This window comes from Streptomyces sp. NPDC101225 (assembly GCF_044767585.1).
GTDB lineage: Bacteria > Actinomycetota > Actinomycetes > Streptomycetales > Streptomycetaceae > Streptomyces.
Map to the genome: position 1 here is coordinate 21,772 of NZ_JBIWOE010000012.1, position 26,682 is coordinate 48,453.

The window sequence follows — 26,682 nt, forward strand, 5'->3', positions numbered from 1 at the left end:
ATGACGATCAGGGACACCCCGCAGGAGTGGGAGATCCGGGCGACGGAGACCCCCTTCGTGGGCAACAAGACCTCCGTCCGAACCGACGACGTGGTCATGCCTGACGGCCACGTGGTCCGCCGCGACTACCAGGTCCACCCCGGATCGGTCGCCGTCCTCGCCCTCGACGCCGCGGGGCGGGTCGTGGTCATCCGCCAGTACCGCCACCCCGTGCGCCAGAAGCTGTGGGAGATCCCGGCCGGCCTGCTCGACATCCCCGGCGAGAACCCGCTGCACGCCGCCCAGCGCGAGCTCTACGAGGAGGCGCACGTCAAGGCCGAGGACTGGCGGGTGCTGACCGACGTCTACACCACCCCCGGCGGCTGCGACGAGGCCGTGCGGATCTTCCTCGCCCGCGACCTGTCCGAGGCCGAGGGCGACCGCTTCGAGGTCGAGCACGAGGAGGCCGACATGGAGCTCGCGCGGGTGCCCCTCGACGATCTCGTACGGGGCGTGCTGGCGGGCGAGCTGCACAACAACTGCCTTGTCGTCGGTGTCCTTTCGCTGGTCGCCGCGCAGCACGGGGACGGGCTCGGCGCTCTGCGCCCGGCGGAGGCGCCGTGGCCCGCGCGCCCCTTCGAGTCCTGAACGCACCGCTCCCCGCGCTGTTCCGCACCCGTTGCACCGTTCCCGCCCCGTCCTCCTGCCGGTGTGACCATCGGCTGATCCGATCGGGGGACCTGTCCGCCGCGCTCCGCACGGAACGTAGCAGAGCGTGAACTAGGCTCTGAACACGCCCGAACCGGAGTCCCGGCGGGCTTGCGCGTGCGGTGGGACGGGAGTGTGGCCCGTGACGGATCAGGCGGTGGACACAGACGGTGTACGGCCGGCGGGGCGCGCTGAAGAGAGCCGATTCCTCGGCCGTACAAGGGAGTTGAAGGAGCTTCGCGCGGACATCGAGCGCGCGGGGCTGGACACCCTCTCCGGCCGCAAGGCCCCACGCGCGCGCGTGCTGCTCATCGCGGGCAGGCCCGGTTCCGGCCGCACCGCACTCGCCGAGGAACTGGTGCGCCAGGTGGCGGACCGTTACGACGACGGAGTGCTCCGGGCGCGGCTGAGCGGCCACGACGGCACGCCCGTCCCCGTCGCCCAGGCCGCTCGCGAACTGCTCGCCGCGCTGGAGCTGACCGCCCCCGCCGGAGCCTCGGAGGACGACCTGGCCGGTGAGCTGCGCACGGCCCTCGCCGACCGCCGGGCCCTGGTCCTGCTCGACGACGCGGCCGACGCCGCGCAGGTCGACGCGCTGCTGCCGGACACGCCGGAGTGCCTGGTCGTGGCCGTATCCGGGGGCCCGCTCACGGGGATCTCCGACGTCCGCCCCTGCACCCTCGGCGGCCTCGACACCAAGTCCGCGGTGGAGCTGCTCAGCCGGCACACCGGCTCGGTCCGCATCACCGTCGACCCCCGGGCGGCCGAGAGCCTCGCCGAGGAGTGCCAGGCCCAGCCGGCCGCGCTCAGGCTGGCCGGCGGCTGGCTCGCCACCCGCCCCAAGGCGACCGTCGCCGACCTCGCCAAGCAGCTGCACACGGAGGGTGACGAGGGTACTCCGCTCAGCCGGGTCTTCCGGCTCGTCCACGCCTCCCTGCCCGCGGCGACCGCCCGGACGCTGCGGCTGCTCGCCCTCGCCCCGGCCGGCCAGGTCGACCCGCACACCGCCTCCGCGCTGGCCGGCTGCTCGGTGAACGACGCCCGCGCCGCGCTGGACGGCTTCGTCACCCTCGGCCTGCTGCGGCAGGTCCGGTCGCCGTTGCCCCAGTACGAGGTGCCGGGCTGCCTGTATCCCCTGCTGAAGCGGCTGACCGAGACCCTGGACCGGCCCGGTGAGCTGCAGCTGGCCCGCGCCCGCATGCTGGAGCGGACGGTGCGGCTGCTGCAGTCCTGCCGGACGATCACGGAGACCGACGACGCCGAGGCGCGCGAGAAGCTCCAGGCGATGCCGCCCTCCGTGCGCTTCCCGCATCCTCGGGCCGCCGAGGAGTGGCTGCGCATCCGCAGGCCCGCGCTGCTGGCCGCGGCCCGGCTCGCCGTCGCGGACGGGGAGCTGGACACCCTTGCCCGCCGGCTGATGTCGCAGCTGGTCAAGGCCATGGTCGCGCACTTCGGCACCCGGGCCGCCGCCCCCGATCTGTACGGCATCCACCGGCTGGTGCTGGACGTCGCCGAACGGCGGAAGCTGCCCCGGGAGCAGGCCGCGGCCCTGCTGAACCTCGGCGACCTGGACGCCCGGACCGGCCGTACCCGGGACGCGCTGGTGCGCTATCGGGCAGCGCTGGACGCCGGACGCAGGGCGAACGACCCGTATGCGACCGGTCGCGCGATGGAATCCGTAGGCGGCGCGCACCTGGAGCTCGGGGACTACGACCGGGCCGCCGACTGGTTCGGCCGCGCCCTCGCCGAGTGCCTGGCCCGGGAGCAGCGCGAGGGCGCGGCCCGGCTCTACGGACGGATCGCCGTGGCCCACACCTACGCGGGCCGCTACGGGGAGGCCCTGCGCGGCTGGCGCGCCGCGATCGCCGGGTACCGCAAGGGCGGCGACGTGGCCGCCCACGCGCGGGCGTTGAGCGAGGTCGCCCGGGTCCAGGAGTACGCCGGACGGCCCGAGGAGTCGCTGCTCACCTGTCACGAGGCGGTGGAGCTGGCCCGCCGGGCCGAGGACGTGCGGCTGCAGGCGGCGCTCCAGCTGCGGCTCGCGGACACGCTCGAACGCCTCGGTGACCCCGCCTCGGCACAGCTGCACCGCAGCGCCGCGGAGCGGCTGCTGGGCGAGGAGTCGCAGGACGCGGAGGGTCCGGCGAAGATCGAAGACGTGAAACAGGACGGTGATGCCTGCGAAATCCGCAGTGCATCCGCTGAAGATTGATGCAATGAAAGGCTAGACAGCGGGAACACCTTCATTAAACTGGCTCTGCCGCACCTTCTCCTGCGGTGTCTCCCGGTGTGCTCCTGCATGCCTGGGTATGTGTTGTATTGCCCCATCCACGAGCCAAGGACCGTGATCGACGTGAAGGTCGGCATTCCCCGCGAGGTCAAGAACAACGAGTTCCGGGTGGCCATCACCCCCGCCGGAGTGCACGAGCTGGTGCGCAACGGCCACCAGGTCGTCATCGAGCGCGGCGCCGGCGTCGGCTCGTCGATCCCGGACGAGGAGTACGTCGCCGCAGGCGGGCGGATCCTGGAGACGGCCGACGAGGTGTGGGCCACCGCGGACCTGCTGCTGAAGGTCAAGGAGCCCATCGCGGAGGAGTACCACCGCCTCCGCAAGGACCAGACGCTCTTCACCTACCTGCACCTGGCCGCCTCCAAGGAGTGCACGGACGCGCTCGTCGGGTCCGGCACCACGGCGATCGCCTACGAGACGGTCGAGCTCCCCAGCCGCGCGCTGCCGCTGCTCGCCCCCATGTCCGAGGTCGCGGGCCGGCTGGCCCCGCAGGTCGGCGCCTACCACCTCATGCGCTTCAACGGCGGCCGCGGCGTGCTGCCCGGCGGCGTCCCCGGCACCCAGCCCGCGAAGGCCGTCGTCATCGGCGGCGGCGTCTCCGGCTGGAACGCCACCCAGATCGCCGTCGGCATGGGCTTCCACGTCACGCTGCTCGACCGCGACATCAACAAGCTGCGCGAGGCGGACAAGGTGTTCGGCACCAAGGTCCGGGCGATCATGTCCAACTCCTTCGAGCTGGAGAAGGCCGTCCTGGACGCCGACCTGGTCATCGGCGCCGTCCTCATCCCGGGCGCCAAGGCCCCCAAGCTGGTCACCAACGAGCTCGTGGCGCGCATGAAGCCGGGAAGTGTCCTTGTCGACATCGCGATCGACCAGGGCGGCTGCTTCGAGGACTCGCGTCCGACCACCCACGCCGAGCCGACCTTCACGGTCCACGACTCGGTCTTCTACTGCGTCGCCAACATGCCGGGCGCGGTGCCCAACACCTCCACCTACGCGCTCACCAACGCCACGCTGCCCTACATCGTCGAACTGGCCAACCGCGGCTGGGTCGAGGCACTGCGCCGCGACCCCGCCCTGGCCAAGGGCCTCAACACGCATGACGGCAAGGTCGTTTACCGCGAGGTCGCGGAGGCGCACGGCCTGGAGCACGTCGAGCTCGAGACCCTGCTCGGCTGACCGGACGCTCTGCGGCCGCTAAGTCACCATTCGGTAAAAGGCGATACGTCAACACAGGTCGTCAACATCGCGCACACGGCCGGACCTTGCCCCACAAGGTCCGGCCGGATGTGTGTATGGTCACTTTGCGGCTCTCGGTCAACTCGCCTCGAACGTAACCCTTTGGTCGATTCGCACACCGGCGAAACCTGCCGTGCGACGGCCGTACGCCCTTGACAGAGGGATGTTTCATTGCCGACACATCCTGCCGGGTCCGGCGGATTGTGTTGCTGCGGACGCCCGACACGCCATAGAGTCGCCAACCGTCGGCATGATGCCACGCTGACCTGTCTAGAAGTTTCCTGGTCACCAAGGAGGTAAGACGACTTGTGAATGAGTCGACATTTTCTCCCGGGGGTGGTCAACCAGGAGCGCCTGTACGGGACCAGGGTCCCGCGGGGTTCGAGGCTGTCGGCTCCGTAGCTGTGCGCACCTTCGCAGCCCACCAGAGCCCGGGTCCGCAGATGACCCGGACTGCACACCAGAGCATGGATGGCCATCACGTGAACGCCATGGCCGGCGACGGAAGTGGCGCGCCCCACAACCATTTCGCCGACTACGACGAACTGCCCGAAGGGCACTTCTACGACCCCGACGCGGAGTACGAGCCCGACCCCGAGTACGCGGCCACGCTCGCGCCCGACGCTGCCCGGCAGCGCCGAGAGCGCGTCGGCCCGACCGGACGTCCGCTGCCGTACTTCCCGATCCCGGGCCCGCTGACCGACCACGGCCCCGCGAAGATCATCGCGATGTGCAACCAGAAGGGCGGCGTCGGCAAGACGACGTCGACCATCAACCTGGGTGCCGCGCTCGCGGAGTACGGACGGCGCGTGCTGCTCGTGGACTTCGACCCGCAGGGCGCGCTGTCGGTGGGCCTCGGCGTCAACCCGATGGAGCTCGACCTCACGGTCTACAACCTGCTCATGGAGCGGGGCATGGCGGCCGACGAGGTGCTCCTGAAGACGGCGGTCCCGAACATGGACCTGCTGCCCAGCAACATCGACCTGTCCGCCGCCGAGGTCCAGCTGGTGAGCGAGGTCGCGCGCGAGTCGACGCTCCAGCGCGCCCTGAAGCCGCTCATGGCCGACTACGACTACATCGTGATCGACTGTCAGCCCTCCCTCGGCCTGCTCACCGTCAACGCGCTCACCGCGGCGCACAAGGTGATCGTGCCGCTCGAGTGCGAGTTCTTCGCGCTGCGCGGAGTGGCGCTGCTGACCGAGACCATCGAGAAGGTCCAGGAGCGCCTCAACCCGGAGCTGGAGCTCGACGGGATCCTCGCCACCATGTACGACTCGCGCACCGTGCACAGCCGTGAGGTGCTCGCGCGGGTCGTCGAGGCGTTCGACGACCACGTCTACCACACGGTCATCGGGCGCACGGTCCGCTTCCCGGAGACCACGGTCGCCGGTGAGCCGATCACCACGTACGCCTCCAACTCCGTCGGTGCCGCCGCCTACCGCCAGCTCGCCAGGGAGGTGCTCGCCCGGTGTCACGCCGAGTGAGTCTGCCGGGGGCCGACGAACTCTTCCGTACGACAGGGGGAATGGCACTCCAGCCGTCCACTCCGCGGCGGGGGGCCAACGGCGAGGCCCGTGTGCCCGCGCCCGCCGGAGAGAGCGACGGGGCCGTGGCCCCGTCGCCCGAGGACGCCCCGCAATCGGTGCCCGCACAGGGCGGCGACGGCGAGGGCGCGGAGCACGTGGCGGCGGAGCCGGAGCCGGCCGGCACCGGTGAGTCGCGAAGCCGCGCCGCGTCCGGGGAGCGCCCCGCGCGACGTCAGGGGGCGCAGGAAGGTTCTGCCGCCGCCTCCGGCAACGCCCAGCCCCGCAAGCGCGGCCGCTCCTCCGCCTCGCGCCGGCCCAGTGGGCGCGAGCGGCACGACGAGAAGATCACCGTGTACGTCTCCGCCGAGGAGCTCATGGACCTGGAGCACGCGCGTCTGGTGCTCCGCGGCGAGCACGGGCTGGCGGTCGACCGCGGGCGTATCGTCCGCGAGGCGGTCGCCGTCGTGCTGGCCGACCTGGAGTCCCGCGGGGACGCGAGCATCCTCGTACGCCGGCTGCGCGGGCGGTAGCGATAGCCTGCGGGGGCCATGAGCTCGAACGACTCTCCCGCCCCCGGCGCCGGTGCCTCCGGCGGTCGGCGGCGTGTGCTCGGGCGGGGGCCGGGGGCGGCGCCCGTCGCTCCGCCGGTGGAGCCGGAGCCGGTACCTGCGGCTTTGCCGGCCGAGCCCGAGCCCGAGCCTGTGACCCCGCCGGTCGAGCCCGAGCCGGCGCCGGTGCCTGTGACCCCGCCGGTCGAACCGGAGAGCGAATCCGCTGCCGAGGTCGCGTCTCCGGCTGAGCCCGGTGAGCCGCCGGGCCCACCCGTCCCGCCGTACGGAACGCCTGCCCAGGACGGCGCGGCCGAGCAGGAGAGCGAAGCCGACGACGGCGTCTTCAAGGTCCGGCTGTCCAACTTCGAAGGCCCCTTCGACCTGCTCCTCCAGCTGATCTCCAAGCACAAGCTGGACGTCACCGAGGTCGCGCTGTCGAAGGTGACCGACGAGTTCATGGCGCACATCCGGGCGATGGGGCCCGACTGGGACCTGGACCAGACGACCGAGTTCCTGGTCGTCGCGGCGACACTGCTCGATCTGAAGGCCGCCCGGCTGCTGCCCTCCGCCGAGGTCGAGGACGAGGCGGACCTGGCGCTGCTGGAGGCGCGCGACCTGCTGTTCGCGCGGCTTCTGCAGTACCGCGCGTACAAGCAGATCGCCGACATCTTCAACGCGAGACTGGAGGAGGAGGCCCGCCGCTACCCCCGTACCGTCGGCCTCGAACCGCACCACGCCGAACTGCTGCCCGAGGTGGTCATCAGCATCGGCCCCGAGGGCTTCGCGAAGCTGGCGGTCAAGGCGATGCAGCCCAGGCCGAAACCGCAGGTCTACGTCGACCACATCCACGCGCCCCTGGTGAGCGTGCAGGAGCAGGCCGGGATCGTGGTCGCACGCCTGCGCGCCCTCGGGGAGGCCAGTTTCCGGGCGCTGGTGGAGGACACCGACGACACCCTGACCGTCGTGGCGAGGTTCCTGGCACTGCTGGAGCTGTACCGCGAGAAGGCCGTCGCGCTGGACCAGGAGACCGCGCTCGGCGACCTGATCGTGCGCTGGACCGGCGGGGAGGGCGACGGGACGCCGATGGTCACCGACGAGTTCGACCGGCCGCCCGAGGAGCCCAAGGAGGAGAAGAAGACATGACCGAGGAGACCGGGGAACTCCCGGCAGGGCTCCGCGGCGTCGCCGACCTCGACCTCAAGCCGGCCCTGGAGGCCGTCCTCATGGTCGTGGACGAGCCCGCGAGCGAGGAGCACCTGGCGAAGATCCTGGAGCGGCCCAGGCGGCAGATCGGGAAAGCGCTGCGGGAGCTGGCCGACGACTACGCGGTGCAGGGCCGCGGCTTCGAGCTGCGGTTCGTGGCCGGCGGCTGGCGCTTCTACAGCCGCGCCGAGTACGCGCCCGCCGTCGAGCGGCTCGTGCTGGACGGCCAGACGGCCCGCCTCACCCAGGCCGCCCTGGAGACGCTGGCGGTCGTCGCCTACCGCCAGCCGGTGAGCCGCAGCCGCGTCTCGGCCGTACGAGGAGTCAACTGCGACGGGGTCATGCGCACCCTCCTGCAGCGGGGTCTGGTCCAGGAGGCGGGCACGGAACCCGAAACAGGTGCGATCCTGTACACGACGACGAACTACTTCCTGGAGCGGATGGGCCTGCGCGGTCTGGACGAGCTCCCGGAGCTCGCGCCCTTCCTCCCGGAGGCGGAGGCGATCGAGGCCGAGACCCAGGAAGCCGTACCGTCGTTCGATCCGGATGCCCCGGACCCGGACGACGGACCCACGTCGGCCCCGACTGACACGACGACGACGGAACTTTGATGCGAAGCAGCGGCAGCGGTAGCGGTAGCGGCAAGAGCGGCGGGCGCGGTAACCACCGCGGTGCCGGCAACAACAGGGACCAGAAGCAGGGCGGCCAGGGCGGCCGTCCCCGCAAGCCCCGCCCCGAGGAGCGCCGCTACGACGTGGGCCCCGGGGCCAGTCAGGACGGGCCGAAGTCCGGGCGCGGCGGTTCCGCGCGCGGCGGCGCCAAGGGCGGCCCCAGGCAGTCCCAGCAGGGCGGACGCGGCCGTACCGCGCCCGGCAGCTCGCGCGAGTACGAGGCCCGGGCCGAGGAGCGCAACCGCGAGCGGTACGCGGGCAAGAAGGACGTCAAGCCGCCCAAGACCTTCCCGGGCGCCGAGCAGGAGGGCGAACGGCTGCAGAAGGTCCTCGCGCGCGCGGGCTACGGCTCCCGGCGCGCCTGCGAGGAGCTGATCGAGCAGGCACGGGTCGAGGTCAACGGCGAGATCGTGCTGGAGCAGGGCAAGCGGGTCGACCCGGAGAAGGACGAGGTCAAGGTCGACGGCCTGACCGTCGCGACGCAGTCGTACCAGTTCTTCTCGCTGAACAAGCCGGCCGGTGTCGTCTCCACGATGGAGGACCCCGAGGGCAGGCAGTGCCTCGGCGACTACGTCACCAACCGCGAGACCCGGCTCTTCCACGTCGGCCGGCTCGACACCGAGACCGAGGGTGTCATCCTGCTCACCAACCACGGCGAGCTGGCGCACCGGCTGACGCACCCCAAGTACGGCGTGAAGAAGACCTACCTCGCCGCCATCGTCGGCCCGATCCCGCGCGACCTGGGCAAGAAGCTCAAGGACGGCATCCAGCTGGAGGACGGGTACGCGCGCGCGGACCACTTCCGGGTCGTCGAGCAGACCGGCAAGAACTACCTGGTCGAGGTCACCCTGCACGAGGGCCGCAAGCACATCGTGCGCCGCATGCTCGCCGAGGCCGGCTTCCCGGTCGAGAAGCTGGTGCGCACGGCCTTCGGGCCGATCACCCTGGGCGACCAGAAGTCGGGCTGGCTGCGCCGGCTGTCCAACACCGAGGTCGGCATGCTGATGCAGGAGGTCGATCTCTGACGGTTCGCGTCGCGGCGGGTCGTGGCCGATGCGTTTGCGTCCTCTCGCCGGTCTGTACTGCGTGACCGGCGAGAGGAGTGGCAGACATGGCTGCGACGAGGGACCGCGACGATTCCGGCAGGATCGCCTCCCGGGCGGGTTCGGGGGCGCCGCGGGGCCCGGCGAGGTGTCCGGCGCCCGGCGGGCCGTCACCGGCGCCCGAGGGGCCGCCGAGGGCCCGTGACGCGCGTGCCGCGCGGGTGCTGCCGTGAACGCGGGGGAGCTGCTGGAGCGTTCGCTCGCCTACGCGCTCGGCAGCGTCGCCGACGTCGTCCCCGGACAGCTGGAACGCGGCACGCCGTGCCCCGGATGGGACCTCGGCGCGCTGCTCGGCCATCTCCACGACTCGCTGGACACCCTGCACGAGGGGCTGACGGGCGGGCGGATCGGGCTGTTCCCGCGGGAGCCGGAGGGGGCCGATCCCGCCTGTGCGTTCCGCACGCGCGCGTGCGCCGTGCTCGGAGCCTGGGCCGCCGGGCCGGGGGAGCGGGTCGTGGTGGGCGAACTGCCGCTGGAGACGCGGCTCATGGCCGCCGTGGGGTCCGTGGAGATCGCCGTCCACGGATGGGACGTCGCGCAGGCCTGCGGGCGTACGCGCCAGATCCCGGCCGCGCTCGCGGGCGCACTGCTGCCCGTCGCGCGGTGCGTGGTCGCCGACGAGGACCGGGGCGTGCGGTTCGCCTGGCCGGCCACCGTGCCGGCGGGTGCCGGGCCGGATGTGCGGCTGCTGGCCTTCCTGGGCCGGCGCGGCCAGGCCCTGTGCTGACCGTCGCGTCGTCCGCCCGGAGGGCGGGCCCGTCGGGGCCCGGTGCGGCAGCGGCGCGTGCCGGGCCCCGACGGGCAGGCGGGACCTTCGTCACCGGCCCCCGGGACCCTCACGTCTCGCCGGCCGCCCCGGCGGGCCGCGTGCCGGCTCCGCGGGCGGCGCCGAGCAGCCCTCGCATGCGCTCGGCGGCACGGACCGCGGCGGCTTTGCAGCATTTGCCGGACAGGACGTGGACCCGGTCGGCCCGCCGCGTCCGGATACCACCCGCTGCCGATCAGCGCCCGGTCCGTCCACGCACACGTGCCCACCAGGATCACGCCCATGGAAGCCCGCTCACCCCGGCCGGCCTTGTGGAAGCACACGGACCCTGTTTATAGTCGTAGTGACCATTAAGGGGGTGGGTGAGCGTGACCTTCGATCAGGCGGGCCATGACCACGCGGGCTACGACAAGTACGCCTACGAGCCCTTCGCCGTCACCGTCGACCTCGCCGTCCTCACCGTCCGCGACGGCGCCCTGCACGTCCTGCTGGTCGAGCGCGGGCAGGAGCCCTACGCCGGCCGCTGGGCACTGCCCGGCGGTTTCGTCGAGCCGCGCGAGTCGGCCGAGACCGCGGCGCGGCGCGAACTCGCCGAGGAGACCGGCCTGTCGGACGTCACCGGGCTCCACCTGGAACAGCTGCGGACGTACAGCGAGCCCGGCCGTGACCCCCGCATGCGGGTCGTGTCCGTCGCCTTCACCGCGCTGCTGCCCGACGCGCCCGAGCCGCACGCCGGCTCGGACGCGGCACGCGCGAGCTGGCTGCCGTGCGGCTCGGCCGGCCCGCTCGCCTTCGACCACGACGCGATCCTGGCCGACGCCCACGAACGCGTCGGCGCCAAGCTCGAGTACACCTGCCTCGCCACCGCCTTCTGCCCGCCCGAGTTCACCCTCGGCGAGCTGCAGCAGGTCTACGAGACGGTGTGGGGCACCACCCTCGACCGGCCCAACTTCCGCCGCAAGGTGCTCGCCACGCCCGGCTTCGTCGAACCCCTCCCGGGCGCCGCCCGGCTGACCGGCGGCCGCGGCAAGCCCGCCGCGCTGTACCGCGCGGGACCGGCCACGGTCCTGCACCCGCCCCTTCTCCGACCGTCCCCGGAAGGACGCCCCGCATGAACGGCCTCGTCGACAAGCAAGCCGCCACCGGGGCGCTGACCGGTCTCGCCCTCGGGGACGCGCTCGGCTTCCCGACCGAGTTCAACGATGTGCCCTCGATCCTCGCCAAGTGCGGGCCGTGGCGGCAGATGCGGCTGCCGCGGCCCGCCTTCGTCACGGACGACACCCAGATGACGCTGGCGCTCGGCCATGCGCTGCGCACGGCCATGGACCGCGGGGTGCTCTCGCCCACGGGGCTGGAGGGGCCGCTGCGCGAGGAGTTCGTGAAGTGGTACCGGTCGCCGGAGAACGACCGGGCGCCGGGCGCCACCTGCCTGCGCGCCTGCCACCTGCTCGAGGACGACGGCCGGCCCTGGCAGGAGGCGAGCCAGGTCCACTCCAAGGGCTGCGGCGCCAACATGCGTGTGGCCCCCGTCGGCCTCGTCCCCGGCCTCAGCGACGAACAGCGCGCGGGCGCGGCCCAGTTGCAGGCTGCGATGACGCACGGGCATCCGACGGCGCTCGCCGCGTCCGACCTCACCGCCCACGCCGTACGGCTGCTCGCCCAGGGCGTCGAGCCGACCGGACTCGTCGGCCGGCTGCGGTCGTACGCCGTCGAGAACCGCAGCCACTACCACCAGGCATGGCTCGGCGACCTGTGGACGCGCGCCGGCGACGTCTCGCCCGGGGCGTTCATCGCGCGGGGCTGGGACGAGTGCCTGGAGGTCCTCGGCCGCCTCGGGGACGCCGTGCGCACCGCTTCGCCCGAGACCGACCCGTGCCTGGCCACCGGCGCGGGCTGGATCGCCGAAGAGGCCCTGGCGACCGGTCTGCTGTGCTTCCTGCTGTTCGTCGGCGAACCGGTCACGGTCCTGCGGCGGGCCGCCTGCACCTCCGGCGACTCGGACTCCGTCGCCGCGCTCGCGGGTGCCTTCGCGGGCGCCTGGACCGGCGCGGACGCCTGGCCGGCCGAGTGGGCCGACCGTATCGAGTACCGGAGCGACCTGCTGACCCTCGGGGCCCTCTGGGATTCCTGAGCGATGACCGACGCCCCCGCCGTCGACCTCACACCGGTGATCACCGCCCAGCCGGACCCGGTCGCGGATGTGGGACCGGGACGGCGTCGAGAGGAAACCGACGCGCACCGCGAACTCAACTCCCAGCCCCCGATGTGACCGTTCGTCATCACGCCGACCATTGGCAGGGGTTCGCGGTCACGCCCGCGTGCGGGGTGACGTGGAGGGGCTGCACGTCGTGCTGGGCGAGGCGCAGGCCGCCTCGGCGCTACCCGCGGCCGCCACCGTCCACGACGCCCTGCACGACTTCCTCGTACGCGTCCGGCTGGAGTGCCGATGAGCGGCGGACCCGGACGAGGAACGCCTCGACGCGGCGCCGGTCCGGCTCCTCGGGCAGCGGGCTGCGGCGGGCGGCCTCGTCCGCCTCGTCCGCCAGCCGGTTCATCCGGGACTCGACCTCGGGCCAGGGGACCTCACCGCGTTTGACGGCCAGCAGCGACGCGCGCCGGTCGCCCGCGCCGATCGTCAGTTCGCCCGTGCGCAGCAGATCGCCGCAGCTCATCAGCAGGCGCAGCAGATGCATGGCGTGCTTCCAGCGCGGGTGGCCGTGGCGGCGGACGTGCGCCTCCAGCTTCCTGCGCTGGCCGAGCGCGTAGCGGGTGAAGGTCTCGTGGACCCGGCGGGAGAGGAACGCCTCGCGCAGCGCGAGGAGTTCACGGCCGGTGTCGTCGACGTGCTCCACGATCGGGGAGTGCAGGCACTCCAGGATGTTCGGGTTCGCGCGCAGGGCCAGCTCGCAGAAGCGCTCCAGCTCCCAGCTGAACTGCTCCTCGCCCGGCCCCTCGACGTGCCTCGGCGGCTTCGCGAGGCGCCAGAACAGCGGCGTGGGCGCGAGGAACACGCCCCGCCGGTCGGTGTCGCTGTCCTCCGTCGCCAGACCGAAGGCGCGCGAACCCATCACGCAGGCGTAGATCGTGTGGTCGCGTACCAGGGTCTCGGGGTGCATGCCGGGAGCGTACGCGGCGCCTCACGCCAGCCGGATCGAATTTCCCTGCACGTCGATCTGCTGCTCGGGCAGCGGCTTCGGCGCCGGACCACCCGCCACCGAGCCGTCCGCGATGCGGTACTTGCTGCCGTGGCAGGGGCAGTCGATGGTGCCGTCCGCGATGGTGCTCACCGTGCAGCCCTGGTGGGTGCAGATCGCCGAGAAGGCCTTGAACTCGTCCTTCTTCGGCTGCGTCACGACGATCTTCTCGGCCTTGAAGATCTTGCCTCCGCCGACCGGGATGTCGGCCGTCTTCGCCAGCTCCTGCCCGCCGGAGGCCTGCACGGACGACGAGCCCGAGTCGTTGCCGCTGCCGTACTGGCTGCAGCCCGCAGCGAGCGTCGCCGCGCCCGTCGCGAGGAGGACCGTGCGTCGGGTCGAGCGGTGGGTCATGTCGTCACTCCGAACGTACGGAAGAACCAGAGGGCCGAGGTCAGCCAGATGAGGGTGAGCGCGGTGAAGACCAGTCCGCCGACGAGCGGCAGCAACCAGCCCGGCAGCCGCTCCGAACGGAGCAGCAGCATCTTTGCACTGAAAACACCGAAGAAGAAACAACCCAGGACGGAATGGGCCATGACGCGTGTTTCATACGTCTGATACCCCAGCGCGTACAGGCAGTGGACGGCGACCGGGACGGCCACGACGAAGGCGATCCGTCCCGACCAGCGGTGCAGTCTCGGCGCCCAGCGCGGGCCGGGCAGCCTGCCGTACACCATGAAGGCGCTGACCAGCTGGACGAGCGCGAAGAAGAACGCGGTCGTCGCCAGCCACGACTTCACGGCGCCCGTGCTGCTGAAGCCCGCGATGTTGAAGGCGGTCCCGGCCGGGTCGTGCGTCCGGCCGTAGACCCCGAGGCCGACCGCGACCGCGGCGGCCACCAGGGCCGGGACGAGGTAGCGGGCGGCGCCCGGAGCCCGGCGGGCCGGCTCCGGGGGCGGGAAGCTCTGCGTGGCGGCGTTCGGGTCGACGGTCATGGTCGGCTCCCTGGGGCGGGCGGAGGTGTCAGGGGGTCACAGGGCGGGCGGTGAGCTGCTGCCCGTCGACCGTCACCGCACCCGTCCGCGGGTCGATGACGGGTGCGGCCGAGGGCTTCGCGTCCCGGGTGACGACGCCGACCTGCCTGCCGTTCTGCAGGACGATCCAGCCGCCGTCGATCTTCGCCCCGCGGACCGTGGCCGTCGCCCGGTACAGCCCGGACGGCTTCCTGGCCCTGTCGGCGGTGAACGCGTAGTGCCCGCCGCCGATGTCGACCGAGCCGCGGATGCGCTTGTTCTCCTTCACGGTGCCGTTGAGCTCGGCGCCGTCCGTGCCGGTCAGCCGCATGGTGCCGTCGTCCTTGACGTCGCCCTTCAGCCACGACTCCTTGGAGTGCCCGTCGCAGAAGTACGCGATCGCCCTGCCGTCGCGCACCGAGACGGAGACGGCGGAGGAGTCGTCGTCCGTGCGACCGGCGTAACTTGCGTCGGCCACCGCGGACGGTGACGGCGACGGCTTCGGCGACTGCTTCGGTGACGCGCCGGACTTCGTCGGAGCCGGCGGCGCCGAGGCGGCCGGCGGCTGCTTCCGGTCCGTGGACGAGGCCGTCTCCGTCCCGGTCGTCGTATTGAGAATCAGCATGAACAGGCCGAGCAGCAGTCCCGCGAGCAACGTGAGCAGCGGTCCAGGACGCTTCATACGGGCCTCCCCCGAGGCGAGTGTCCTGCCATCAGAGCGGACCGGGCGCCCGGCGTAAAGAGGCGCACAGGGGCGCCTGTCGCCCAGTGACGGAATCGGGTCGGTCCGGTGACATCGGCCAGGTCTCCGCTGCCCGCGGCGAGCGGGGTGCGGGACGCCCTCCCGTCTCAGCGGGCGGGCGCCGCCCACCCGCTCGCCGCGGGCTTGACTAGGCTGAAGGGCCGTAGAGCCGATCCGTAGCACAGCAAGGAGCCAAGCCGTGGCGGTACGAGCGGTCCGGGGAGCCGTCCAACTGGAACGGGACGAGGCCGGCCACATGGACGAACAGGTCGGGGCCCTGCTCACCGCCGTCCTCGAGCGCAACGCCCTGAGCGCGGACGACCTGATCAGCATCTGGTTCACCGCCACGCCCGATCTGCACAGCGACTTCCCGGCGGCCGCCGCCCGCAAGCTCGGCATCGTCGACGTGCCGCTGATCTGCGCGCAGGAGCTGGACATCGAGGGCGCCATGCCGCGCGTCGTGCGCGTCCTCGCGCACATCGAGTCCGACCGCTCCCGCGCGGAGATCGCCCATGTCTACCTCGGCGCCGCCGCCGCTCTGCGCAAGGACATCGCCCAGTGAGGACCGCGCTCGTCATCGGCACCGGGCTCATCGGCACGTCCGCCGCCCTCGCCCTGTCCCAGCGGGGCGTCGTCGTCCACCTCGCCGACCACGACCCGGAGCAGGCCCGTACGGCCGCGGCGCTCGGCGCCGGCACCGACGAGGCGCCCGCGGGGCCCGTCGATCTCGCGATCGTCGCCGCGCCCCCCGCCCATGTGGCCGGCGTGCTGGCCGACGCCGTGCGCCGGGGCGTGGCCCGCGGCTACCTGGACGTGGCCAGCGTCAAGGGCGGGCCGCGGCGCGAGCTGGAGGCGCTGGGCCTGGACCTGTCGGCGTACATCGGCACGCACCCCATGTCGGGCCGTGAGAAGTCCGGCCCGCTGGCGGCGACCGGCGACCTCTTCGAGGGCCGCCCCTGGGTGCTCACCCCCACCCGGGACACCGACACCGAGGTGCTGAACCTCGCCCTGGAGCTGGTCTCCCACTGCCGTGCCGTCCCGGTCGTCATGGACGCCGACGCCCACGACCGCGCCGTCGCCCTGGTCTCCCACATGCCCCACCTCGTCTCCAGCATGGTGGCGGCCCGGCTGGAGAACGCCGAGGAGGCGGCCGTACGCCTGTGCGGCCAGGGCATCCGGGACGTCACCCGGATCGCCGCCTCCGACCCCCGGATGTGGATCGACATCCTGTCCGCCAACCCCGGGCCGGTGGCCGACCTGCTCTCCGACGTCGCCGCCGACCTCGACGAGACGGTCCGGGCCCTGCGCTCCTTGCAGTCCTCCGACGAGGCCAAGCGGGTCGAGGGCACATCCGGCATCCGGGACGTGCTGCGGCGCGGCAACGCCGGACAGGTGCGGGTCCCGGGCAAGCACGGATCCGCGCCGCGGGCGTACGAGGTCGTGGCCGTTCTCATCGACGACCAGCCCGGTCAGCTGGCCCGGATCTTCGCCGACGCCGGGCGGGCCGGGGTCAACATCGAGGACGTGCGCATCGAGCACGCGACCGGCCAGCAGGCGGGCCTGGTGCAGCTGATGGTGGAGCCGCAGGCGGCGCCGGTCCTCACGGCGGCGCTGCGCGAGCGGGGCTGGGCGATCAGGCAGTGAGCGGGCCCACGCCGGCCGGGTGATCACCCGGATCATCCGCCTGTAAGAAGGGTGCCGGCTAGCCAGTAACCTGGTGCGGGGCGCCCTCGCTCCCCGCCCACCACTCGCCCCACCGCACCAGGAAGGTGTCCCCCCGTGGAAAACGGCGCCGCCCAGCCCGTGATTGTCGCCATCGACGGCCCCGCCGGCACCGGCAAGTCGAGCACGTCGAAGGCCGTCGCCGCGCAGCTCGGCCTGAGCTACCTGGACACCGGTGCCCAGTACCGGGCGATCACCTGGTGGATGGTGACCAACGGGATCGACGTCGAGGACCCGTCGGCGATCGCCGACGTGGCCGGCAAGGCCGAGATCGTCTCCGGTACGGACCCCGCGCACCCGACGATCACGGTCGACGGCGTGGACGTGGCCGGACCGATCCGTACCCAGGAGGTCTCCTCCCGGGTCAGCGCGGTCAGCGCGGTGCCCGAGGTGCGGGCCCGGATCACCGAGCTGCAGCGCTCGGTGGCCGCCGCCGCGGAGAAGGGCATCGTGGTCGAGGGCCGTGACATCGGTACGACCGTGCTGCCGGACGCCGATCTGAAGATCTTCCTCACCGCCTCTCCCGAGGCCCGCGCCGCCCGCCGCAGCGGCGAGCTCAAGGGAGCCGACGTGCACGCCACCCGCGAGGCGCTGATCAAGCGCGACGCGGCCGACTCCTCCCGCAAGGCCTCGCCGCTCGCCAAGGCGGACGACGCGGTCGAGGTGGACACCACCGAGCTCACGCTGGCCCAGGTCATCGAGTGCGTCGTCACCCTCGTCGAGGAGAAGCGGGCCGGGAAGTGACTGCTCCCTCCGAGAAGGGCGCCGAGGTCGGGCGGCGCATCGGCGTCGGCCTGATGTACGGCCTGTGGCGGCCGCGCGTGCTCGGCGCCTGGAAGGTGCCGGCGACCGGCCCGGCGATCTACGCCGTCAACCACTCGCACAACATCGACGGCCCGATGGTCCTCGGCGTCTCACCCCGGCCGCTGCACTTCCTGATCAAGAAGGAGGCCTTCGTCGGGCCGCTGGGGCCGTTCCTGACGGGCATCGGCCAGCTGAAGGTGGACCGTTCGGCCGCCGACCGCACGGCCATAACCCAGGCCCTGGAGGTGCTGTCCGAGGGCGGCGTCCTCGGCATCTTCCCGGAGGGCACCCGCGGCGAGGGCGACTTCGCCTCCCTCCGTGCCGGGCTCGCCTACTTCGCCGTCCGCAGCGGCGCCCCGGTCGTCCCGGTCGCCGTGCTGGGAAGTTCGGAGCGGCCCGGACGGTTGGTCAAGGGGCTGCCTCCGCTGCGCAGCCGCGTCGACGTGGTCTTCGGCGACCCCTTCGAGGCGGGCGACGGAAGCGGACGGCGTACGCGCAGGGCGCTCGACGAGGCGACCGAGCGCATCCAGAAGCAGCTCACCGCGCACCTGGAAAACGCCAGGCGGCTCACCAGCCGCTAGGCGACACTGAGTAGTGGATCAGCCCCCGGGGGAGACCCGGGTGATCCACCGACCACCACGATGAACGAGGTACGGACTTCATGAACGACCACATCCACTCCGAGGGCTCTTCCGAAGAGCACGACCACGGAGCACTTGGCGATGCCGAGTACGCGGAGTTCATGGAGCTCGCCGCGGAAGAGGGTTTCGACCTCGAGGACGTGGAAGGCGCCATCGAGGCGGCCGGTCACGGGCCGCTGCCCGTCCTCGCCGTCGTCGGCCGCCCGAACGTCGGCAAGTCGACCCTGGTCAACCGCATCATCGGCCGCCGCGAGGCGGTCGTCGAGGACAAGCCCGGCGTCACCCGCGACCGCGTGACCTACGAGGCCGAGTGGGCGGGCCGCCGCTTCAAGGTCGTCGACACCGGCGGCTGGGAGCAGGACGTCCTCGGCATCGACGCCTCCGTGGCCGCGCAGGCCGAGTACGCGATCGAGGCCGCCGACGCCGTCGTGTTCGTCGTCGACGCCAAGGTCGGCGCCACCGACACCGACGAGGCGGTCGTACGGCTGCTGCGCAAGGCGGGCAAGCCCGTGGTGCTGGCCGCCAACAAGGTCGACGGACCGAGCGGCGAGGCGGACGCGGCCTACCTGTGGTCGCTGGGCCTCGGCGAGCCGCATCCGGTCTCCGCCCTGCACGGCCGCGGCACCGGCGACATGCTGGACGCCGTCCTGGAGGCGCTGCCCGACGCCCCCGAGCAGACCTTCGGCGGCACCGGGATCGGCGGCCCCCGCCGGATCGCCCTCATCGGCCGCCCGAACGTCGGCAAGTCCTCCCTGCTCAACAAGGTGGCGGGCGAGGAGCGCGTCGTCGTCAACGAGCTGGCGGGCACCACCCGCGACCCGGTCGACGAGCTCATCGAACTCGGCGGCGTCACCTGGAAGTTCGTCGACACGGCCGGCATCCGCAAGCGCGTCCACCTCCAGCAGGGCGCGGACTACTACGCCTCGCTGCGTACCGCCGCGGCCGTCGAGAAGGCCGAGGTGGCGGTCATCCTGATCGACGCCTCCGAGTCCATCTCGGTCCAGGACCAGCGGATCGTCACCATGGCCGTCGACGCGGGCCGCGCCATGGTCATCGCCTACAACAAGTGGGACACCCTCGACGAGGAGCGCCGCTACTACCTGGAGCGGGAGATCGAGACCGAGTTCGGCCAGGTCGCCTGGGCGCCCCGGGTCAACGTCTCGGCGCAGACCGGCCGCCACATGGAGAAGCTGGTCCCGGCGATCGAGACGGCGCTCGCGGGCTGGGAGACCCGCGTGCCCACCGGCCGGCTGAACGCCTTCCTCGGTGAGCTGGTCGCCGCCCACCCCCACCCGATCCGCGGCGGCAAGCAGCCCCGCATCCTCTTCGGCACGCAGGCCGGCACCAAGCCCCCGCGGTTCGTGCTGTTCGCCTCCGGCTTCATCGAGGCGGGCTACCGGCGCTTCGTGGAGCGCAGGCTGCGCGAGGAGTTCGGCTTCGAGGGCACGCCGATCCACATCTCGGTGCGGGTGCGTGAGAAGCGCGGCAGGAAGAAGTAGCGGACAGGGTGAAGGGGCGGTCCCGGCCGGGACCGCCCCTTCACCCTGTCCGTGAGGTCAGTGGACGCCGCGCGGGCCGGGCGGCAGTGCCGCCGGCAGGTGGTGCAGCCCCGTGGTCTGCTGCCCGGCCGGTCCGATGCGCTGCCACTGCGACTGCTGCCGGGCGCTGACGGCTCCCGCGCTGTAGGCGCTGTAGGAGCTGCTGAAGGAGCCCGGCCGGTGTCTGGTGTACATCCCCGCGCCGTGCGGGATGTTCCCGAAGGCGGTGAACCCCAGCTCCTCCTCGCCGCTGCGGTCACCCGGCAGCGTACGGAAGGACTTGACGTACTCGGCGTAGAGGGCGTCGTAGATGGGCGTGGCCGAAGGGCCGCCCGGGACGTCCTGGGCCGACCGCGCGGACGGAATCGGCTGGAGGGACTGGCGGCGGGGAACGTCGTATGGGTGCACGTATGTCCAAACGACCCCGGACCTCAGGGGATGCGGTCAGCACCGGCCTCGTCGGGCGCACGCGCCGGGCGCACTCACGTCCCGGCGAGGGGCATGGCGACACCGACCAGCTTGCCGTTGGCCGCCGCCTTGTCCAGCGCGTCCCGCAGCAGGTCCTCGCGGGGCTGGCGCCCGATGGAGCCCACCGGAGCGGCGAACAGGAGCACCTGCTGGAGCTTGTTGGCGGCGGCCCGCCAGCCCTCGGTGACCTGGAGCGGCTGATGTGCCTGCCACCACGCCACCGGCTGCCCGCCGTTGCCGCCGGGCTGGAGCACGGCGTGCAGCTGGCCCATCGCGAGCAGCACCGACCAGCCGTGCAGCACCGGCGGCACCTCGGCCAGCTCGGTCAGCGGCATGAAGCCCTGCTCGATGAGCAGCGGCAGGAAGTCGTCGCCCGCCCCCGTGGTGCCGGGCCGCACGATCGGGCCGGTCGGCTCGACGACCAGCGCCGGGTACAACTCGTCGGAGATCAGGACCAGTCCGCTGGTCACGCCGAGCACGGCCTGCTCCGGGACCGCCTGCGCCGGGTCCATGTCCACGGTGTTGCCGGAGATGGAGCGGACCGCGCCCTGGAGCTGCTCCTCGGTGACCTGGACGACCTGTGAGGGCAGGCAGGTGGCGTGGGCGAAGGCGAGGACGGCGGTCTCCTCGCCGATGAACAGGACGGTGCTGGTGCGCTCCTGTTCGGAGTCGCCCGGGGTGCGGCAGGACGTGCAGTCGTAACTGCCCGGGTTCTCTCCGGCGAGCAGCCGGTCGGCTTCTTCGTCGCCGATCTCGGCGCGTACCTGGTCGCTGACGTCGAGCATGCGCGGCACGGGTGGCTCCCTCGGGGTCGTGGTGCGCGGCGGGGCCGGGTGGCTCCCGGCCCGTGAACCGGGTGGGCCCGGGCTCATGCAGAAGACAACGGGTGATCTGTGGCGGGAGTCACGCCCGACGGCGAACGGAATCGAACCATCCGACGCACAGGGTCACCGCAGGTGCGGAATCGGGCACTCACCGTCAAGTCCGCGGAAATCCAAGGAAGTTGGTTTCGTGAGGTGAGTCACAGATCGTCCGGTTCTCAGACCGACAAATCCCGAAATCGGCGAATGAAGTGGGTGGCCGGAAATAGCTGATACCAGCGGTAACGGCGAACTGGCCTGGAATGACAAGGAGTTGGTTGCTGACGGCTCGACAGGCTCTCTAGATTCCTCCGCCGTGTGCAACGAGCACCGCTCGGGTACGTCCGCCGGCCACGACACAACGGCTCGGCATCACCTCCGGCGGACGGGGCCTGGCGTGACGACCACTCAGGTGAGGGGGAGGGCACGCCCGGCCCGGGGGACCCCGGGTTGTTCGAGAGGGAACTTCATGTCCGAATGTGCCGATACCACGCACGGCAGCGCTCGTCACGACAACGCTCGCAGAACGCCGGCTCGTACGACGGCGGCCCTCGCCGGGGCCGCGCTGCTCGCCGCCCCGCTCGGCCTGCTGGCCGCGACCGGTAACGCCGCGGCTGCCGACAACGGCGTGTGGGACCGCATCGCCCGGTGCGAGAGCGGCGGCAACTGGCACATCAACACCGGCAACGGCTACTACGGCGGGCTCCAGTTCTCCGCCGGCACCTGGCGCGCATACGGCGGAGCGGCCTACGCCCCCACCGCCGACAAGGCCTCCAAGAGCCAGCAGATAGCGGTCGCGGGCAAGGTCCAGCGCGCCCAGGGCTGGGGCGCGTGGCCCGTCTGCTCGGCCCGGGCCGGGGCGTACGGAAGTGCGCCGGCCTCCTCCGGCCCGGTGACCACCAAGTCGGCCAAGACCCCGAAGACCACCAAGGCAGCCCCGTCGAAGAAGCCGTCGAAGGCGCCGGCACGCCCGACGGGCCACGTGAGCCGCGGCTCCTCCCGCGGTGACTACACCGTGCGCCCGGGCGACACCCTGAGCGGGATCGCCGCCCGGCACGGGACCACCTGGCAGAAGCTGTACGCGGCCAACAGGACCGTCGTCGGCGGTGATCCCGACATGATCGTGCCCGGGCAGCAGCTCCAGCTCTGAGCCGCTTCCCTCACCGGGCACGGGCCCCTTCCGGTCGTCCGACCGGGTGGGGCCCTTCGGCGCCGCGGACGCGCCGGAGCGGTCACGGGCCGCCCAGTGCTTACCTTGGGCCGATGTTGCGCACGCACCACAGGTACGGCACGCCCCGCAGGCACCGCACGCTCCGCAGGTGTCGCATCCGCAGGCCCGGCGTGCCGATCGCACTGGTCCTGGCCGCCGCCCTCGCCGGCCTCCTCGCCCCTCCCGCCGCCCGGGCCGCACCCGCGTCCCCGCTTCCGCGCGTCCTTCCCGCGGGTGCGGCTCGCGGCTGCGCCAAGGACCACTGGCCATGGGGCTGCCTCGCCGAGTGCGAGAGCGGCCGGCGCTGGCACGCCAACACCGGGAACGGCTACTACGGGGGCCTGCAGTTCGCGCAGTCCACCTGGAAGGCGTTCGGCGGGCTGAGGTTCGCCGCCCGCGCGGACCTCGCCTCGCGCGAGGAGCAGATCGCCGTCGCCAAGAAGGTGCTGGCCGAGCAGGGCTGGAACTCCTGGCCCGTGTGTGCGGACCGGTACCGGCTGCGGGGGCGCAAGCTCACCGCGCGGCCCGGCCGGACGCTGGCGTCGATCGTGGAACTGCTCGGCCTCCACGGCGGTCTGCCGGGGCTCCACCGGCCCGACGACGAGATGAGCGCCGGCGCCCCCGAGGCGCTGCCCCTCACCCCGGAGGACCCGGACGGCGGCCCGGAGCCGCACCGGGCCCGCGCGGAGTTCGGCCCGCCCCTGGCCGACGCTCCCGCTCCCGCGCCTCGCCGCTGAACACGACGGCGCCCCGGCGCAGTTCGTACACCAGCACCCCGGGGCGGCGCCGGAGGCCGGGCGGCAGCCGCTGCTCGGCCACCACCACGCAGGCGTCGAGGGCGCCCAGGAGTTCGTACGTGCGCGCCGCCACCGCCGGCGACATGCCCTGCGCGGGCTCGTCGGCGAGCACCACGCGCGCGCGTGCCAGCAGGGCGCGGGAGAGGGCGAGCATGCGCTGCTCGCCGCCGGACAGGGTGCCGGCGCGGCGCGGGAGCAGCGGCACCAGCTGCGGATAGGCGTCCAGGGCGGCGGCGTGGTCGCGGGCCGTCAGCTCCAGGTTCTCGCGCACCGTCAGGGAGCCGAAGACCGCCTGCCGCTCGGGGACCAGGCACAGTCCGCGGCGCGCCCGCTCGAAGGCCGGCATCCGGCTGACGTCGACGCCGTCCCACACCACCGCGCCGCCGGACAGCGGCACCGTGCCGGCCAGTGCGCGCAGGGCCGTCGTACGGCCGGAGCCGTTGCGGCCCAGCAGGACGGTGAGGCCGGGGCCGGGGGCGGCGAGCGTGACACCGTGCAGGGCCTCCAGGGGGCCGTAGCGCACGCGCGCGTGGCGCAGCGAGAGGGTCATGCCTCCGCCCCCGTGGTGCCGAGGGCGTCGAGCACCTGACCGGGCGGGCCCGAGGCGACGATGCGGCCCGCCGTCATCACGTGCACGACGTCCGCGAGGCCGGCGACCAGGTCGAGGTCGTGCTCGACGACGAGGAGGGCGGTGCCGTCGGCCGCGAGCGCCTTCAGCAGGCGGGCCAGCGCGGTGACCTCGGCGCTGTCGAGGCCGGCGGCCGGTTCGTCGAGCAGCAGGACGCGGGGGCCGCCGGCCACGGCCCGGGCGAGTTCGACGCGGCGGAGTGTGCCGGTGGGGAGTCCGGCGGCGGGCAGGGACCGCAGCGGCCCGTCGAGGGCCAGGAGCCGCAGTGCGCGGTCCACGGCCGCCGGGTCGCGCAGGCGGCCCTGTTCGGCGCCCACACGGACGTTCTCGGCGACGGTCAGGGAGGGGAAGACGGCCAGCTGCTGGAAGGTACGGGCGATCCCGAGGCGGGTGCGGGCGTGGGCGGGCAGGCGGGTGATGTCGCGTCCGCCGAGGGCCACTCGGCCGTGGGTGGGGCGCAGGGTGCCGGCGAGGCAGTGGAACAGGGTGCTCTTGCCCGCGCCGTTGGGGCCGACGATCGCGGTGACACGGCCGGGGGCGACGTCCAGGTCCACGCCGTCGAGGGCGGTGAAGGTGCCGTAGCGGGCGCGCAGGGCTCGGGCGGTGAGAGCCGGCGCGGGTGCGCGGTCGTGCACCCGGGCTTCGGCCGGGCCCGTGCTCCCACCCGCGTCACCCGTACTCGTTTCGACGCCGGGCGCGGGTGGCCCTTGTGGGGGCCCGGCGCCGTCGGCGGCCGCCGGTCGCAGCCTCCCGCGCACGCGCGACCCCGTCGGCGTCAGCGTCGCCGTCCTGCGCGGGCGCAGGCGTTCCGCCGCCGCGCGCAGCGCCTCGTACGGACCCCCCGGGAACCGTCCGACCAGGACCGCCAGGACGCCGATCAGGGCCGCCGCCACACCGCCGCGCGCCCCCGCGTCCAGACCCACCAGCAAGGCCGCCGCCAGCAGGGCGCCCAGGGTGCTGTCGGCGCCCAGGACCACCACCGCGGCGAACCACAGCAGGCCGCGGACCGGGTCGAAGGCGGTGGGGTCGAAGGCGCGTACGCCCATGCCGAGCATGCCGCCGCCGAGGGCGGCCAGCGCGGCGCCCGAGACGAAGGCCAGGAGCTTGAGCGAGGGGACCTGGACGCCCGCGGCGGAGGCGCCCGGCTCGTGGTCCCGCATGGCCGCCAGGGCCCGGCCCGTGCGGCCCCGGCGCAGCGCCCGGATCGCCAGCGACGCGGCCGCCAGCACGACCAGTTCCAGGACGTAGTAGGCGCGGTCGCCGTCGAAGCCGGCGGGGCGGTCCAGCGCGAGTCCGGAGGTGGCGTACGGCTGGGCGAAGACGAAGCGGCTCACGCCGACGCCCACCGCGAACGTCGCGAGCGCGAGGGCGAGACCCCGGCGGCCGATCGCCGGCCAGCCGGTCAGCAGGCCGAGGGGGGCGACCAGGACCACCGCCGCGGCGAGCGCGGCCAGTTCGGGCAGGCGGGGCAGTCCCGGGATGCGGCCCGCCGCGAGCAGCGCCGTGAACAGGGCGCCCAGACCCGCGTACGCCGCCTGCCCCAGGGAGATCTGGCCGCCCCGGCCGGTGACCACCACCAGCGAGAGCAGCACCACGCCCAGTGCCGGCACCTGGACGGACGTGTGCAGGTCGGGGCCGGCGAAGCCGAGCGGCAGCAGGAAGAGGACGACCGCCACTATCCAGGCACCCTGCGGCGTCGGCACGCGCGCGGAGGCGGTGCGGGGCAGGGCGTCGCGGCTGCCGACGCGGGGGAGGGCCAGGGCCGCGACCAGCAGGGCCACCACGAACAGGTTCGCGCCCACCGCCTGCAGCAGGGGTTCGGCCCAGCCGGAGGGGTGCAGCCGCGTCAGCTGGCTCTGCGCGACCCCGATCCCCAGGGCCACGGCGACGGCCACCGGCAGGCTGCGCATCCGCGCCGCCACCGCGACCGCCACCACCTCCATCACGAGCAGCGGCAGACCGTACGGGTCGAGGCGGACGTACGGCGCCAGCAGCACGCCCGTCAGGCCCGCCGTGAACGAACCGAACGCCCAGCCCGCGGCCGCCACCCGGTCCGCGTCGATCCCGCCGAGCACCGCGAGCTGCCGGTCGTCGACCACGGCCCGCAGCTCCGTGCCGAACCGTGTCCAGCGGATCACCGCCCCCACCCCCACGGCGAGCAGCATTGCCACGCCCAGCTGCCCCCACGGGTCGGCCGGCACCAGCTCCGGCGCGTCGTCCCGCGCGCCCTGCCCCCACAGCACCGCCGCGCCGCCGACCAGCAGCACGAAGACCCCGATGGAGGCGACGAGGGTCTGCGCCGGATCGCCGCCGAGGACCGCCAGCGGCCGGAAGACGAACCGCTCCAGCGCCACGCCGATCCCCGGAGCCAGGAACACGAGCGTCACCGCCGCGGTCGGCCACAGCGGCCACCCCCACTCGACCACGCACTGGCGCAGCACGTACGCGCACACCATGGCGATCGCGCCGTGCGCGAAGTTCAGCACGCCGGTCGCGCGGTACGTCACGATCAGGCCGATTCCGGTGAGCGCGGCCGCGCTGCCGACGGAGAGGCCGGCCAGGGTGAGGTCGTAGGTCAGCGAGGACATCAGTCGGTGTCGCCGGTGGGTTCGCAGATCGGGCACGGGCCCAGTTCGCCGCTCGTGATCAGCTTGGTGTCCACCGGCACGGCCTCCACCTTCCCGGCGACCAGCGGGCAGTCCGCGCGATGCCAGAGCGTGCCGCCCGGAACCATCAGCAGGTCGCCGCTGACCGCGAGGGGCAGCGCGGCCGCGGCCGGTCCGGACTCCTCGGCCTCGGCGGAACCGGCGGCGACCAGAAGGCCGTACAGCTCCTCCACGCGCGCGGCGGCCAGCGCGTTGCGCCCCTGGGTGAGCAGTACCGCCCCGGCGACGATCAGCGCGGCGCCGGGGACCGTGCAGGAGGCGAGGTAGGGCAGCTGGCGCTCGGCGTAGCGCTCGCCGGAGATGCCGTACCAGCCGATGACGCACAGCACGGCGCCCGCGGCGAGCGCGGCCCAGCCGGCCCACAGCACGGGGTGCACACTCCGCAGCCGGCCTGTCCGCATCACTGGCTCCCACACGTCGCGT

At 73.1% G+C, this 26,682-nt stretch carries 28 protein-coding genes; 19 read left to right on the forward strand and 9 right to left on the reverse strand.

Annotated features, from left to right (window positions below; genetic code table 11):
* The 12 genes from ACIRPX_RS18875 (at position 1) to ACIRPX_RS18930 (ending at position 12,305) form a co-directional block, all read left to right on the forward strand.
* Complete coding sequence (locus tag ACIRPX_RS18875) at positions 1 to 627, forward strand: NUDIX domain-containing protein (protein WP_404195463.1); 627 nt, start codon at positions 1 to 3, stop codon at positions 625 to 627.
* Positions 628 to 829: 202 nt separating this feature from the next.
* Positions 830 to 2,899 carry a tetratricopeptide repeat protein gene (locus ACIRPX_RS18880; protein WP_404195466.1) on the forward strand — a complete coding sequence of 690 codons (2,070 nt, stop codon included), beginning with the start codon at positions 830 to 832 and terminating at the stop codon, positions 2,897 to 2,899.
* A gap of 141 nt (positions 2,900 to 3,040) precedes the next feature.
* Entirely contained in the window at positions 3,041 to 4,156 is a 1,116-nt protein-coding gene (gene ald / locus ACIRPX_RS18885; protein ID WP_404195941.1) for an alanine dehydrogenase, read from the forward strand.
* Between the two features lie 368 nt (positions 4,157 to 4,524).
* Complete coding sequence (locus ACIRPX_RS18890; protein ID WP_404195469.1) at positions 4,525 to 5,700, forward strand: ParA family protein; 1,176 nt, start codon at positions 4,525 to 4,527, stop codon at positions 5,698 to 5,700.
* Positions 5,685 to 6,272: a hypothetical protein gene (locus ACIRPX_RS18895; protein ID WP_404195472.1), complete on the forward strand. Its 588-nt coding sequence runs from the start codon at positions 5,685 to 5,687 to the stop codon at positions 6,270 to 6,272. Before ACIRPX_RS18890 ends, ACIRPX_RS18895 begins: the two co-directional genes overlap by 16 nt.
* Before the next feature lie 18 nt (positions 6,273 to 6,290).
* On the forward strand, positions 6,291 to 7,436 hold the full coding sequence (locus ACIRPX_RS18900) for a segregation and condensation protein A (RefSeq protein ID WP_404195475.1): 1,146 nt from the start codon (positions 6,291 to 6,293) through the stop codon (positions 7,434 to 7,436).
* Positions 7,433 to 8,107 (forward strand): SMC-Scp complex subunit ScpB, encoded by a 675-nt coding sequence (gene scpB, locus ACIRPX_RS18905; RefSeq protein WP_404195478.1) that lies wholly within the window; start codon positions 7,433 to 7,435, stop codon positions 8,105 to 8,107. Before ACIRPX_RS18900 ends, scpB begins: the two co-directional genes overlap by 4 nt.
* On the forward strand, positions 8,107 to 9,192 hold the full coding sequence (locus tag ACIRPX_RS18910) for a pseudouridine synthase (RefSeq protein ID WP_404195481.1): 1,086 nt from the start codon (positions 8,107 to 8,109) through the stop codon (positions 9,190 to 9,192). Before scpB ends, ACIRPX_RS18910 begins: the two co-directional genes overlap by 1 nt.
* A 247-nt stretch (positions 9,193 to 9,439) precedes the next feature.
* Positions 9,440 to 9,997, forward strand: coding sequence for a TIGR03086 family metal-binding protein (locus tag ACIRPX_RS18915; RefSeq protein WP_404195484.1), 558 nt, complete (start codon positions 9,440 to 9,442; stop codon positions 9,995 to 9,997).
* Between the two features lie 407 nt (positions 9,998 to 10,404).
* Entirely contained in the window at positions 10,405 to 11,151 is a 747-nt protein-coding gene (locus tag ACIRPX_RS18920) for an NUDIX hydrolase (protein ID WP_404195487.1), read from the forward strand.
* Entirely contained in the window at positions 11,148 to 12,167 is a 1,020-nt protein-coding gene (locus ACIRPX_RS18925) for an ADP-ribosylglycohydrolase family protein (protein ID WP_404195490.1), read from the forward strand. Before ACIRPX_RS18920 ends, ACIRPX_RS18925 begins: the two co-directional genes overlap by 4 nt.
* Before the next feature lie 3 nt (positions 12,168 to 12,170).
* Positions 12,171 to 12,305 (forward strand): hypothetical protein, encoded by a 135-nt coding sequence (locus ACIRPX_RS18930; RefSeq protein ID WP_404195493.1) that lies wholly within the window; start codon positions 12,171 to 12,173, stop codon positions 12,303 to 12,305.
* 109 nt (positions 12,306 to 12,414) lie between these two features.
* On the opposite strand, the gene ACIRPX_RS18935 is transcribed toward ACIRPX_RS18930, so the two are convergent.
* From ACIRPX_RS18935 to ACIRPX_RS18950, 4 genes are read right to left on the reverse strand one after another with little or no spacing between them, the layout of a single operon-like run.
* Positions 12,415 to 13,152 (reverse strand): DNA polymerase beta superfamily protein, encoded by a 738-nt coding sequence (locus ACIRPX_RS18935; protein ID WP_404195496.1) that lies wholly within the window; start codon positions 13,150 to 13,152, stop codon positions 12,415 to 12,417.
* 21 nt (positions 13,153 to 13,173) lie between these two features.
* Complete coding sequence (locus ACIRPX_RS18940; RefSeq protein WP_404195499.1) at positions 13,174 to 13,584, reverse strand: Rieske (2Fe-2S) protein; 411 nt, start codon at positions 13,582 to 13,584, stop codon at positions 13,174 to 13,176.
* Complete coding sequence (locus ACIRPX_RS18945; RefSeq protein WP_404195502.1) at positions 13,581 to 14,165, reverse strand: DUF6529 family protein; 585 nt, start codon at positions 14,163 to 14,165, stop codon at positions 13,581 to 13,583. Before ACIRPX_RS18945 ends, ACIRPX_RS18940 begins: the two co-directional genes overlap by 4 nt.
* Positions 14,166 to 14,193: 28 nt before the next feature.
* Positions 14,194 to 14,865, reverse strand: a complete 672-nt coding sequence (locus tag ACIRPX_RS18950) for a hypothetical protein (RefSeq protein WP_404195505.1) — start codon at positions 14,863 to 14,865, stop codon at positions 14,194 to 14,196.
* A 259-nt stretch (positions 14,866 to 15,124) separates the two neighbouring features.
* Between ACIRPX_RS18950 and aroH the strand changes: the two genes are divergently transcribed.
* The 5 genes from aroH to der all read left to right on the forward strand — a co-directional run bounded on the left by aroH (position 15,125) and on the right by der (position 19,591).
* Positions 15,125 to 15,487, forward strand: a complete 363-nt coding sequence (gene aroH, locus ACIRPX_RS18955) for a chorismate mutase (protein ID WP_404195507.1) — start codon at positions 15,125 to 15,127, stop codon at positions 15,485 to 15,487.
* On the forward strand, positions 15,484 to 16,569 hold the full coding sequence (locus tag ACIRPX_RS18960) for a prephenate dehydrogenase (protein ID WP_404195509.1): 1,086 nt from the start codon (positions 15,484 to 15,486) through the stop codon (positions 16,567 to 16,569). Before aroH ends, ACIRPX_RS18960 begins: the two co-directional genes overlap by 4 nt.
* A 135-nt stretch (positions 16,570 to 16,704) precedes the next feature.
* The gene (gene cmk, locus ACIRPX_RS18965) at positions 16,705 to 17,391 is read left to right on the forward strand and encodes a (d)CMP kinase (RefSeq protein ID WP_404195512.1); all 687 of its coding nucleotides are present in this window, start codon (positions 16,705 to 16,707) and stop codon (positions 17,389 to 17,391) included.
* 53 nt (positions 17,392 to 17,444) lie between these two features.
* On the forward strand, positions 17,445 to 18,032 hold the full coding sequence (locus ACIRPX_RS18970; RefSeq protein WP_404195943.1) for a lysophospholipid acyltransferase family protein: 588 nt from the start codon (positions 17,445 to 17,447) through the stop codon (positions 18,030 to 18,032).
* Positions 18,033 to 18,112: 80 nt separating this feature from the next.
* Positions 18,113 to 19,591, forward strand: coding sequence for a ribosome biogenesis GTPase Der (gene der, locus ACIRPX_RS18975; RefSeq protein WP_404195514.1), 1,479 nt, complete (start codon positions 18,113 to 18,115; stop codon positions 19,589 to 19,591).
* Positions 19,592 to 19,648: 57 nt separating this feature from the next.
* On the opposite strand, the gene ACIRPX_RS18980 is transcribed toward der, so the two are convergent.
* Both ACIRPX_RS18980 and ACIRPX_RS18985 read right to left on the reverse strand, forming a co-directional pair.
* Complete coding sequence (locus ACIRPX_RS18980) at positions 19,649 to 20,038, reverse strand: hypothetical protein (protein WP_404195516.1); 390 nt, start codon at positions 20,036 to 20,038, stop codon at positions 19,649 to 19,651.
* 74 nt (positions 20,039 to 20,112) lie between these two features.
* The gene (locus tag ACIRPX_RS18985) at positions 20,113 to 20,892 is read right to left on the reverse strand and encodes a hypothetical protein (protein WP_404195518.1); all 780 of its coding nucleotides are present in this window, start codon (positions 20,890 to 20,892) and stop codon (positions 20,113 to 20,115) included.
* A 535-nt stretch (positions 20,893 to 21,427) separates the two neighbouring features.
* Here ACIRPX_RS18985 and ACIRPX_RS18990 point away from each other — a divergent pair.
* Both ACIRPX_RS18990 and ACIRPX_RS18995 read left to right on the forward strand, forming a co-directional pair.
* On the forward strand, positions 21,428 to 22,108 hold the full coding sequence (locus ACIRPX_RS18990) for a transglycosylase family protein (RefSeq protein WP_404195520.1): 681 nt from the start codon (positions 21,428 to 21,430) through the stop codon (positions 22,106 to 22,108).
* Positions 22,109 to 22,221: 113 nt separating this feature from the next.
* Positions 22,222 to 22,905 (forward strand): transglycosylase family protein, encoded by a 684-nt coding sequence (locus ACIRPX_RS18995; protein ID WP_404195522.1) that lies wholly within the window; start codon positions 22,222 to 22,224, stop codon positions 22,903 to 22,905.
* On the opposite strand, the gene ACIRPX_RS19000 is transcribed toward ACIRPX_RS18995, so the two are convergent.
* From ACIRPX_RS19000 to ACIRPX_RS19010, 3 genes are read right to left on the reverse strand one after another with little or no spacing between them, the layout of a single operon-like run.
* Positions 22,805 to 23,515 carry an ATP-binding cassette domain-containing protein gene (locus tag ACIRPX_RS19000; protein WP_404195524.1) on the reverse strand — a complete coding sequence of 237 codons (711 nt, stop codon included), beginning with the start codon at positions 23,513 to 23,515 and terminating at the stop codon, positions 22,805 to 22,807. The genes ACIRPX_RS18995 and ACIRPX_RS19000 overlap by 101 nt on opposite strands.
* The gene (locus ACIRPX_RS19005; protein WP_404195527.1) at positions 23,512 to 26,181 is read right to left on the reverse strand and encodes a branched-chain amino acid ABC transporter permease/ATP-binding protein; all 2,670 of its coding nucleotides are present in this window, start codon (positions 26,179 to 26,181) and stop codon (positions 23,512 to 23,514) included. The genes ACIRPX_RS19000 and ACIRPX_RS19005 overlap by 4 nt, the downstream gene beginning before the upstream one ends.
* The gene (locus tag ACIRPX_RS19010) at positions 26,181 to 26,660 is read right to left on the reverse strand and encodes a hypothetical protein (RefSeq protein WP_404195530.1); all 480 of its coding nucleotides are present in this window, start codon (positions 26,658 to 26,660) and stop codon (positions 26,181 to 26,183) included. Before ACIRPX_RS19010 ends, ACIRPX_RS19005 begins: the two co-directional genes overlap by 1 nt.
* Positions 26,661 to 26,682: the final 22 nt, after the last annotated feature.